The sequence below is a fragment of the Kitasatospora sp. NE20-6 genome (assembly GCF_045862635.1).
Genome location: NZ_BPRL01000014.1, coordinates 19189 through 29129, shown reverse-complemented (window position 1 = coordinate 29129; position 9941 = coordinate 19189). Strand labels below are relative to the sequence as shown.

Below are 9941 nucleotides of genomic sequence, written 5' to 3'. Positions count from 1 at the left end.
CCCCTGCGGGACACCGCCGGGCAGAGCGACGAGTCCGGTCCGCCTCCGGGCGTGCGACGTCGCAGAGCGGGGTGCGGGCACGTCCATGCCCGCACCCCGCTCGGATCCCAGGCCGTCCGGGACGAATCGGGTGGATGTACGTGCGGCGTCGATCACGTACAGCCATAGATGGTCAGCCGAGGGCCGGTGTGACCGTCGGGGACGAAAAAGATTCCACAGAGCCGGAGGCCGACGAGCCGGGCGCCCCTGGAAGTCACCTTCCTCATCACTGCGGAGGCCTACTCCTGCTCACTCGCCATCGCCAGCTCGGTCGCGTAGATCATCTGGCTCGTCATCAAGTCCTCCAGCTCCAGCTGCCGGGCCTTGATCTCCGCCTCCAGGACCGCGATCTTCGCCTGCACCGCCGCCAGACGGTCCGGCGCACGGAACGCACCGAACGTGCTCCCGAGGGCCGCGTAGTCCTCGCGGTGGAGCCAGTGCTTCACCAGGGCCTCCACGATGTCCCCGGCACGCGAAGCCGTGCTCTTCGACGGAAGCCCGAGCGGCGCGTGCGTCGGGTGGGCGGACACCGCCGAGCGAAGCCACAGGCCGTCGCCCGGGGTCATAACGGACGGGTCGAAGATGGCCTCGCCCACGAGGAACGGCCCGTCGGGACCGATCGTCGGCACGTCCACCCGCAGCTCGCGCTGCGCCATGTCGCCCTTGCCGAACTGGACGTAGACGCGGCCGACCTTGGGCTCGGTCCTGGGGTCGGGGTGGATCACGAACGACCCCATCTTCGTCAACGTGCCGTCGCGGGTGAGGAGCGAGACCTCGTAGGTGGAGCGACCCTGAGCGTCGTCGGTGATCTCGACCGACAGCTTGCGGTTCGCGCTGGTGGTGATCTCGGTGGGCATCAAGGCTCCCTTGGGACGGCGTCTCCTGATGAGAACCAAAATACATGGAAAATGCATATCTTGCAATGCACTTGGGGGGAGAGATCTCCCCTCAAGGAGAGCTACTCCAGGAGAGGCGCCAACCGACCGCCCATGGGAGGAGATCTCTCCCCCATGTCGCAACCGGGATGAGAGGAGAGATCTCCCCCCACGGTGCTCGTCCTGTGACTGCACCTCATATAGGTGGCGGGCTCCGCACCGGCGCACACGGCTTCCCGCAGTGACAACAAGCAACGCGCCCCGACAGACCTGCGGATGACCCTGCCGAGCCGGCCGTCACGCCCCTTACTTCTGCAGGTTGCTTCTGCCGGTTGCTACTAGGCATTGCTACTCGCGGTTGCTTCTCGGGGTTGCTACTCCCGGTTGCGTCAACCCATACCGCCGGAGAGGGCCTTTCCGCAGTTCAGAGCCCGTTTGTCCATAGACCGGCTGAAGCCGACTACTTCTCCCGGCGGCCGCGGTGCCGGAACAAGCCCAGGCGCTGGAGCCGTATCGAACGAAGAGCAGAGGAACAGCCGGAGAGGAACAGGCGCGCAGAGCAGGAGCGGAGACGAGATCCCGGCAACCTGATGCTGCGCGCCGACGGCGTGGTGGTTATCCGCTGCGCGGGGGCCCGGCGGCCCCGCTTCGCGGCGCCACCGGCCAGGAGGGGGGAGGGTGGGGGAGAGGGGCCGGCGGGGCGACAGGCTCGGTAGCTTGCCACCCTGGCCGGTGTCCGGCCCCCCTTCTACTCCCAGCGCATCCCGAAGGCCTGGTGGGGCGGGGCCGGGGCGCACGGGCAGCCCCGGAAGATTGCTAGGCGTTCCCAGGCCTGCCAGCGAGTTCCGCGACCAGGACGCTGCGCCGCCGGTCGTCCCGTGAATGCCACAGCTGGCAGCTGATGGATCTGGGTTCTTTCCGGTAACGGAAGTAATCAAGCGATCACGTACTGCATGGATTCTGTGGTAATCCTGGGGGCCTTACGGACTCCATGGCCGGTGCAGGGCATGGGCAGCGGCGTTGGGGGCGCGGTGGTCGATACGGTTGCCGGGGCGGCAGAGAGTCCAAAGGAATACGAGCATCCGATCTTTCGGCTCCAGCCGAAAGAGGACGACGGTTCGAGGACTGCGGGTCTGTTCCGCTACCAGGCGGAGGCGGCGGCGCGGTTCTGCCTGGCGATGCTTACGCAGGAGAGCATCGACTACGTCGTCTGTGAGTGGCACGAAGACTTCGTCATCGCATTCAGCGACGGTGCGGTCGAGCTGGTCTCGGTCAAGCATCGCCAGCACGATCAGGGCGCCTGGACCATTCCCCAGCTGTGCAAAGACGGAGGGCTTGCCCATCTGTTCGATCGCTGGCTCGGGTGCGGTCGTGCGAGCAACATGCGCCTACGCTTGTTCACCAGTGCGGCGCTGAACCCGGCGAGGGACAATGCGCGCGGCCTTGCCAAGATGTGCGGCCCGGATCCTGAGCTCACTGTGGGCCGCGACGCCATGGTTCGGGCCGTGGCCAGGCAGCTACTGAAGGTCCGATGGAAGCAGCCTTACGACAACATCCCTGAGACGCCTGTGGTGAAGGTCGACGACATCGTCCTTCCCGAGGGCTTCGTCGACCAGGTCGACGGCTTCTTGGTGGTGCTGGCCATCGACCACGACCAGTCCCCGGACCACTCGATCACGGACACGAACATCCAGCAGTTCCTGCTGCCGGCCATCGCCCGCCTGGAACTGGATCAAGTGGATACCGAGGCCACCTACCGGGATCTGGTCAACCGCATCGAGAAGGCGAACCGGGATGAGAGCGATCGAGGTCAACTAGCCGCCCACATCGTCGATCCGAGCCGAGTCCTGCACGACCGGCAGATGCAGGCGCGCATTGCCCGGCGCAGGCTCCACCGCGACACCGTCTTGGAGGAGTTCGTCTATCAGCGGACGGCTGTCCCGACGTATGCGCGTGGCCAGGTGCCGATCGATGCTCCAGGAGGGGCGAGGCTGGGGCGGAAGCTGGCTCGCGGCCAGGTGCCCTCGGACGAGGCTGCGCATGCTGAGCGGCTTCGCTCGGCCTGGTACGTGGCCTGGTCCCAGCAGCGCTCAGGCCTGGCAGGCGATGCCGCCGCCCTGGAGAACCTCAAGTTGGAGGTGGCAGATACCGTCTTTGAGTGCCGCGGAAGCGCGGAGGAGGAGGCGGCGCCCGGCGCGGCATATGGCAGGCGGATGAATCAGCTCCTCGCCCAGCAGTTGACGCCTGAGGCGATGTCGGCGAGGCCCCCGTTCAAGGTCAACAAGCTGCACCTTCGTGGTCTGGCCTACCAGCTTGCCGACGACTGCCTTTTCTACTTCTCCGAGCCGTTCGATGCCTCCGCCGAGGGTGCCTCGTGACGAATCGCAGCGAGCAGGTCGCGGCTGCTGCAAGGATCAGGGCCGAGGGCCGCCAGGAAGAGCAGCGTGAGTCCCACTACCACGAAGCCCGCGTCCTGCTGTTGATCAGTGAGTTCACCACAGCAAAGAAGAGCCTGGATGGTTTGACGAAGCTGGCCAAGCTGGACTTCCTATTGCGGTATCCGGCGATGCTCGAACGCTTGCTCACCGAGCGGGACCTGCTGTGGCCAGCAGGCACGGAGCCCACGAGCCCGGAGCGGCTTGCGGTGGAGAGCCGGATGACGCGCTACAAGTACGGCCCATGGGACCAGCGCTACTACAGCGTCCTGGGTGCCTTGGCTGCCCGCGGTCTGATTACGTACGCCGGAGGTGGCCGAGCTGAGTTCCGTGTCACTGCCGACGGGGCGATCGCCGCAGACACTCTCGCCGCAACCGACGAGTGGGCTGTCGTAGCTCAGCGGATTGCCCTACTGAAGAAGCACTTCAATACCACCGGATCAGCGTTGAAGAACCTTATCTACGAACGCCTGCCCGACGCGGTGGACAGGCCTTGGCGGACGGAAATCTGATGGCAGTCCACGTCCGCTTCCTCTCCCTGACGGTCACCACCGCCACGGCTGAGAAGACCTACCGGTTCGACCAGCCGGCCACCGTCATCAGCGGCGCCAGCGGCTCCGGCAAGTCCAGCCTGCTCATGCTGCTCAGACACGCCATCGGCGGCTCCGCGCGACTGACGCCCACCGTGCGTGACCACGTCCACTCGGTGCGCGCCGATGTCGTCATGGGCACCCGGCACGTGATCCTCAAGCGGACCATCAACGACGACCGGTCCGGCCAAGTCGACATCCTTGACCCCGCGACCATGACCCTGATCCAGACACTTGCCGTGCGGTCTGCCGACCGCCGCGACACGCTGTCGGACTACCTCCTCCAATCCATTGGATTCCCCCGCGAATCCATCCCGAGCACCCGCGACGGAAATGCGCAATCGCTCGATCTGACGTTCAGTAACCTTTTCGCTTACATTTACATGGAGGCGCACAACATTGACAGTCAGGTCGTTGGCCACCGCGACACCTGGTTCAACCGTAAGCGCAAAGAGCTGTTCAAGCTGATGTTCGCCCTCACCGACAGCGCCCTCATGGAGCTGCGGCTGGAAAAGAACGCGCTGGACGATAAGCTGAAGAAGAAGAAATCCGAGTACGCAAACGTCACGCAGTTCCTGGAAGCCTCTGACTCCCGCAGCGAAGAGGAACTACGGGCCGAGCTCACCGGCTTGCGCGAAATGCTCGGCCAGGCCGATTCCACTCTGGCCTCCCTGCGCTTCGAACTGGAAGAGACTGCGGCCGCAGACACCGTCCTGCGTCAGGACTTGGGCCGGGCGGTAGAGGCAGCCCGACACGCCTCTCAGGAGGTACTCAGCGCTCGTGACCTGGTCGAAGCACGAGCAGCCGTCGTTGCCCAGGTGAGTCTCGACCTCGCCCGCCTCGAGCGCTCCGCCACTGCCATTGAGATGCTCTCCCCCTTTGACTTCGTAGTCTGCCCGCGCTGCATGCAGCGTCTGGAGAACAGGCTGGTTCCCACGGACCACTGTGTTGTCTGTCTGCAACACGATCCACATGACGCAGATGTCGATCCCGCCGTCGTGCAACAAACCCGCACAGCACTGGAGGAGCAGCTCCAGGACGCCCAAGCAGTCCAGGCCGCTGACACGCATGTCCTGCAGCGTGCACGAGAACGCGCTGAGCAGGCTGACTTCCTCGCCACCACCCTGCGTCGGCAGCTTGATGCGCTAACCCGCGACACGGTGGCACCTCGCTTCGACGCGATTTCTCAATCCAGCGCCCGGGTCGCCACGCTCAAGGCGACCATCGATGCGGTGGCACAACTGCGTGAATTCTGGGCCCGCGCTCGCTCGATCAACCAGACTGTTCGCGATGTCACCGCCGAACGCAAGGACGTCAACGCGGCGATTAAGGCTCGCAACGCTGAACTCCAGAGTCGGCAGACCCTGGTCGCACAGCTCAGCACCTCCTTTCGCGTGATCCTTGAGAATTTTCAGCCGCCATGGGAGGTTCAATCAGCGGTCGTAGACCCCAATACATATCTGCCGGTTGTTAACGAAACGCAGTTTGAGGACCTCCAGGCGTCTGGCGGCGGTATTAACGCCTGTGTCAACCTTGCCTACAGCCTGGCGCTCCTCGAGTTCGGCCTGACTCACCCTGACGTGCTGATCCCCTCTCTCTTGATCATCGACTCCCCGCGAAGGGCCTTCGGTAACAATCCAGATGACCAAGAGCGGGGCCGCCGGATCTACGATCGTTTCAAGATCCTTGCTGACACCTATGGCGAATCCCTCCAACTGATCGTTGCCGACAACGACACAGCACCGGTTCCCAGTGACACATTTGGCAAGATTGAACTCGACTACACCAACCCTCTGGTCCCCGGCGTGGTCCACCCTGGCCCCGGCCACACAGCCCGTATCGAGGATGAGGTGACGCGCCCGGAGCGGTGATGCGAAGGAGAGGACTGGACTGTGCCACGGCTGGCACCCCTTCTACTCCCAGCGCATGCCGAGTGTGGTGAGCCGTGCGGCGCGCTCGGCGGGGATGTCGGCGATGAACAGGCCGAGGCTGATCTGTACGGTGGTGCCGTCTGCCAGCACCAGCGGTTCCTTGTGCTTGCGCGGAGCGTTCAGGTGTCCCTCGCGGGCCCGGTACTGGGCGGCGGCGAGGTTGCGCTGCTCCTTCTCCGCGTGGCTGACCTTCCCGGCCGGCTTCTGCTCCTCGGGCAGTGGCTCCAGCCCGAGGACGTGCTCCAGCGCCCACTGCTGGGCGGGGCTGAGCTTGTCCCAGCCGACCTGCTGGGCGCGGCCCCATCCGGCGAGGTCTTCGCCCTGGACGACGATGCTGCCCGGCTCTGCGCTGGCCACCGTCCCGCCCTCCTTGATGTGGCGCCAGGCCAGGGCGAAGCACCGCTGCCGTTCCACCGACCAGGACGGGCACCATACCGGGTCGATCTCGTCCAGGGCAGCCTTGCGGTCGGCGGTCAGCGCCCCGGTCCAGTTCAAGCTCTGCTCGCCGGCCTCGGCACGGCACTGGAGCGCCTCGGTGCGCCGCTGCGCGGTGCGCAGGTTCTTCATGATGGTCCCGACCGGCCGGCCGCCCCACACCGCCTCATTGGGCGGGCAGGCGTGCCCGTGCTCGGCCGCGTACCCGGCGACCGCGGTCAGGTTGTCGGTGAAGGCGGTGTCGAACGCCGACCAGATCATGCCGAGCCCGTCCAGCTCCTTGACGCGCTCCGGGTCGAGGGCGTCGGCGGCCTTGTAGCGGCGCTGGTCGGCCACCCATACCCCGAGCCGGTGTCCGGACGGCGCGGTGTACGCGTAGGCGACCTTCACGTCTCTGAAGGCGGTCTTGTAGGTGAGCAGCTCCTCCAGGCCCCGCCGGAACTCGGCCCGCTCCGGCTCCAGCACCCGGGTCCGCACGAACGCCGCGATCACCGCCGGATCCCGCTGGGTGGAGAACTGGAGCAGCTGCGCCTCGCCCCGGCCGGAGCGGGCCGGGCGCACGGACGAGGCCGTCGAGGTCCTGCGCGCCGAGAGGGCCTCGGGGCGACGGCACCCCGTCAACTTCCCGGAGGGCTACGCGGAGCTCCTCGCTTGGCAGGGCCTGATCGAGGAGCTGGGGGCCCTGGCCGTCGAGGACCACCGCTCGGCTCTCGACGTGTATGCGAAGGCGCTGGAGGATGCGGGGCGGGCGGACGAGGCGGAGGCCGTGCTGCGTAACGGTATCGAGGCCCACGACCACCCGAAGGACCGGGCGGCGCTGATGCGCCTGCTCGTCCGCCATGGGAGGGTCGACGAAGCCGTCGAGACGGGCCGGCCCACCTATGAGTACTACGACTGCGGGAACTTTCTCCAGTGGGCGCTGGAACTGCTCGTCGACGACGGACGACCCGGCCGGGCACTCGAACTCCTTGACGAGCGCACCGACGAATACGTCAAGGAGCACCCGGACCACGTCCGCGACCTGCGGATCTGGCTGCTGGGCGAGGCCGGCCGCTACAAGGAGGGCATCTTGGAGGCCACCGCCCTCAACCGGAGGGGCACGCCTCCGGCTGGACACGGTTTTCTGAATTCAGGTTTCTATGTATCGTCGGGGCGCGCTGACTCTCATCTCCGAGGTCGAGGTCCTGGCGCGGTTCGGCCGCGCGCTCGCAGACCCGATCCGCTGCCGCATCCTGCTCGCCCTGCGTGAGGCCCCGGCCCACCCCGCCGACCTGGCCGAGGCACTGGGCGTCTCCCGCACCTGGCTCTCCAACTACCTGGCCTGCCTTCGGGACTGCGGCCTGGTCGCCCCTGTCCCGGTCGGGCGACGCACCCGCTACGAACTCGCCGACGCCCGGCTCGGCCACGCCCTGGACGACCTGCGCACCGCGGTTGTCGCGGTCGCCGAAGACCGCACCTGCGCCGACGCCGACGAGAAGGGATGCTGCTGAGATGGCGATGCTCACCCTGGGTCCGTCCCAGGCCCGCCGCGACGCGCTCGCGAAGCGCATACGGCTGCTGGTTGCCGCCACGATCACCTACAACGTGATCGAGGCGATCGTCGCCATCACGGTCGGCACCGTCGCCTCCTCCACGGCGCTGATTGGCTTCGGCCTGGACTCCATCTTGTGATCATCCCGGACCGTGGTCTACTTCTGGTCCTGACGTCGATCAACGAGAAGCCGAGGCCATGACCGACCACTGCTGCGAGGCGATGACGAGCCGGGTGAACAGCCGCTGCGACCAGCACGACGACCCCTTCACCTGCCCGGATGCGCTGATTGAATTCAGCGCCAGGTTCCAGGAGTACGGGCTGATCATCCATGACGGCGGCACGTCGAGTATCGGGATCGACTTCTGCCCCTGGTGCGGACAACGCCTCCCGGAGTCGCAGCGGGACCGATGGTTCGACGAACTGGAGAGCCGTGGGATCGATCCGTGGGAAGACGAGGTCCCTGCCGAGTTCTTGGACAGTCGCTGGCTCGCCTCACTGCCTCAGGAATGATTGCTCGACAGCTCCTTGATCCACTTTCGAGGCACGTCCTAGAGACGTGCGGGCCCGTACGGGCCGGGCCCTGCGTCAACGGGCCCGCACAGGCCCCTGCCGTGTCGCCCACCCCGCGCCCGGGGCCCGCCCTGGCGGGCCATGGCCGTGCTCCCGGACGGACGCGGCCAGCGTCGCGAGGCCGACCGCCAATCGGTCCCCACGCGACTTGTTCCGCCAGGCCGCGACTCGGACCCGGGTGCCGACCAACACCTGGTCCTCCTCGGTCCCGAGGACGCCGACCAGGTCCTGCTACTCCTGGCTGAGCCCGGTGAACCCGGCCCGCCGCACCCGCACCCACCACGGTCGCATACGAGCGCTGCCAGCTGATCAGTTGGCCCAGTGCGTACCTGCTGGCGGTCGCCTCCAGGGCGGCTGGCGATCCGGTCGTCAGCGCTTCACGCGGCTGCGTACGGCGAGGGCGGTGAGGCCCAGCAGGACGGGTTCGCCGATGCGGGAGGCCATTTCGATGACGGTGCCGGGCAGGGTGAGGTTCTGCCCGCTGGAGCGGAAGACGACGGAGTTGACGACGACCAGGGTGGCTTTCTCCGCCCGCCCGGCGGTGACCCGCTTACGGAGCGGCAGGGTGAGGGCGGGGTCGGGGGTCTTCGTGGTCACCTTCACCACCCCGGCGCCGTACGTGCCGGTGCTCTGCGGGTCCGGGGTGTCGTCCGGCAACCCGAACAACATCATCAACAACAACGTCACCCCCATCGCCGCGACCAGCCACGACAACGCCCGCGACGCCCGCAACCCGTACCCGGACGCCAGCCAGTACGTCCACAGCAGCCGGCGCTCCGCCCGCGGCCGCTGCCGATCGCGGCGGCGCATCTCCATCTCGCCGTAGGAGAAATCCGCCGCGTCCGGCTCGTTGCCCGCCTCCTCGAACGCCTTCCGCAGCTGCTGGTACACCCCCGCCAGATCCTCCGGACCCGCCCCCCGCTCCGGCGCCCCGTGATGCGGGCCCGCCGGCCACCTCCGACCCTCCCGCCCGACCACCTGTGCACGCGAGTGCTGCTCCTCGGCCAAGACCTTGCGCGGTGACCAGCGTGCGGGCAACACACCGCGACGGCGCCAGCCGGTCGGCGGCTGGGCGAAGCGGCAGCCGAAGCCGATCTGGATCTGGTCGAGGTGGAAGGCGCCGGTGAACTGGCACCCGTCCAGGCCGATGTCGGTGAGGATCAGCCGGGTGGCGTCCACACGCTTCAGGGAGGCGAGCTTGACGGCAGGCGGGTAGGTGTCGGCGGTGAGCAGGCTCTCGTCCAGCGTCCCGTTCCGGGTGGTGAAGGGGAGGGGCTCGGCCTGCAGCGCCATCGGGGCGGCCAGGGGTGCGCGGTTCAGGTTCACCGTCGCGTACCGCAGGAGCAGCACCACCGAGCCTTCGAAGGCCGTCCGCTCGCATGACAGGGAAAGGGTGGCTGCCTCGATCGTGGCCTGGGTTCCGGTGAAACGGGCCCGTCGAAACTGATCTCGCCCGCGCAGAGCATGGGGCCCAGATGCTGCAGCCCCTCGAAGGTGGCCGCCTCGAACAGGGCGTTACCGGTGAAGGCGGC

General features: G+C 67.1%; 9 protein-coding genes and 1 pseudogene. 7 read left to right on the top strand and 3 right to left on the bottom strand.

What is annotated here, in order from left to right:
* Positions 1-278: 278 nt before the first annotated feature.
* The gene (locus SNE206_RS14780; protein WP_407913791.1) at positions 279-896 is read right to left on the bottom strand and encodes a hypothetical protein; all 618 of its coding nucleotides are present in this window, start codon (positions 894-896) and stop codon (positions 279-281) included.
* A gap of 1025 nt (positions 897-1921) precedes the next feature.
* Between SNE206_RS14780 and SNE206_RS14775 the strand changes: the two genes are divergently transcribed.
* The 3 genes from SNE206_RS14775 to SNE206_RS14765 are packed head-to-tail and all read left to right on the top strand — an operon-like array spanning position 1922 to position 5810.
* Positions 1922-3292, top strand: a complete 1371-nt coding sequence (locus SNE206_RS14775) for a dsDNA nuclease domain-containing protein (protein ID WP_407913790.1) — start codon at positions 1922-1924, stop codon at positions 3290-3292.
* A complete protein-coding gene (locus SNE206_RS14770; protein ID WP_407913789.1) occupies positions 3289-3861 on the top strand; it encodes a hypothetical protein in 573 nt (190 codons plus the stop codon). Before SNE206_RS14775 ends, SNE206_RS14770 begins: the two co-directional genes overlap by 4 nt.
* On the top strand, positions 3861-5810 hold the full coding sequence (locus tag SNE206_RS14765; RefSeq protein WP_407913788.1) for an AAA family ATPase: 1950 nt from the start codon (positions 3861-3863) through the stop codon (positions 5808-5810). The genes SNE206_RS14770 and SNE206_RS14765 overlap by 1 nt, the downstream gene beginning before the upstream one ends.
* Before the next feature lie 42 nt (positions 5811-5852).
* Here the strand turns inward: SNE206_RS14765 and SNE206_RS14760 are convergent, their stop codons facing one another.
* On the bottom strand, positions 5853-6797 hold the full coding sequence (locus SNE206_RS14760) for a helicase associated domain-containing protein (protein ID WP_407913787.1): 945 nt from the start codon (positions 6795-6797) through the stop codon (positions 5853-5855).
* A 16-nt stretch (positions 6798-6813) separates the two neighbouring features.
* Here SNE206_RS14760 and SNE206_RS14755 point away from each other — a divergent pair, with 16 nt between their 5' ends.
* The 4 genes and pseudogenes from SNE206_RS14755 to SNE206_RS14740 all read left to right on the top strand — a co-directional run bounded on the left by SNE206_RS14755 (position 6814) and on the right by SNE206_RS14740 (position 8349).
* Complete coding sequence (locus SNE206_RS14755) at positions 6814-7554, top strand: hypothetical protein (protein WP_407913786.1); 741 nt, start codon at positions 6814-6816, stop codon at positions 7552-7554.
* Positions 7445-7795, top strand: a complete 351-nt coding sequence (locus SNE206_RS14750; RefSeq protein WP_407913785.1) for an ArsR/SmtB family transcription factor — start codon at positions 7445-7447, stop codon at positions 7793-7795. Before SNE206_RS14755 ends, SNE206_RS14750 begins: the two co-directional genes overlap by 110 nt.
* Position 7796: 1 nt before the next feature.
* A pseudogene (locus SNE206_RS14745) lies at positions 7797-7973 on the top strand (cation transporter); the annotation flags it as partial.
* A gap of 61 nt (positions 7974-8034) precedes the next feature.
* The gene (locus tag SNE206_RS14740; protein WP_407913784.1) at positions 8035-8349 is read left to right on the top strand and encodes a DUF6980 family protein; all 315 of its coding nucleotides are present in this window, start codon (positions 8035-8037) and stop codon (positions 8347-8349) included.
* A gap of 429 nt (positions 8350-8778) precedes the next feature.
* On the opposite strand, the gene SNE206_RS14735 is transcribed toward SNE206_RS14740, so the two are convergent.
* Entirely contained in the window at positions 8779-9759 is a 981-nt protein-coding gene (locus SNE206_RS14735) for a pentapeptide repeat-containing protein (protein ID WP_407913783.1), read from the bottom strand.
* Positions 9760-9941: the final 182 nt, after the last annotated feature.